Consider the following 653-nt stretch of genomic DNA (forward strand, 5'->3'; position numbering starts at 1 on the left):
CTTCTTCGCTGTCGATGACTGTCCCATAGGGTGGTCCTCCTGCCCAAGAATAGCATGGAAAGAAGGTTAAGTGGACATTCTCAACGGGCATCCAGCTTTCCTTTCACATAGTCATGGTGTGGCACCCGAAACCCCATTGCGGCCCAGGCCATGAAAAGCCTGAAGAAGAAGCTGACATTATGGGTGGAGGCATTGGCACATCATCTGGCAGCACCACACCCGCCGGGGCGTGCTTTGTCACAGTGCGTAAATCCAGCTTCAGGAGTGTGCCCTCCGGCCAAAGCGCGCCATAAATGCTTAACCAATGGCCCTGCGTGAAAAAGCGATACACCGATTGGCGCTGGCCTGCGCGCATTACAACGAGATCGGCCAGTTCAACACCCCCGATCCGCTTGAGGCTGCAAGTTACTTCAATTGGATCGTGATGGGCGCACCCACGAGCGCGGCGATGCTATTGGGCGACGCGGGCATACCTGACCGCGATGAACGACACAGGCATGCGACGGAAAGCGTGCGTATCTTCCTTTGTGCCTATGGCGTGAGCGCGCCGGATTTGTCCTGACGACCTGTTGCGGCACGGGAATGTCCCGGTCGATGTTGAACTTTTTGGGATGAAGGGTGGCGTTGCTCTCCCTGAGCCGTAGGCTCGGGGT

1 protein-coding gene is annotated in these 653 nt (G+C 57.1%); it reads left to right on the plus strand.

Annotated elements, in window-relative coordinates:
* The first annotated feature begins 304 nt into the window (after positions 1 to 304).
* A complete protein-coding gene (locus HUK65_RS18565; protein WP_179907774.1) occupies positions 305 to 562 on the plus strand; it encodes a TetR/AcrR family transcriptional regulator C-terminal domain-containing protein in 258 nt (85 codons plus the stop codon).
* The last annotated feature ends 91 nt before the right edge of the window (positions 563 to 653 follow it).

Origin of the sequence: Rhabdonatronobacter sediminivivens (genome assembly GCF_013415485.1) — a bacterium.
In the GTDB taxonomy this organism is placed as follows: domain Bacteria; phylum Pseudomonadota; class Alphaproteobacteria; order Rhodobacterales; family Rhodobacteraceae; genus Rhabdonatronobacter; species Rhabdonatronobacter sediminivivens.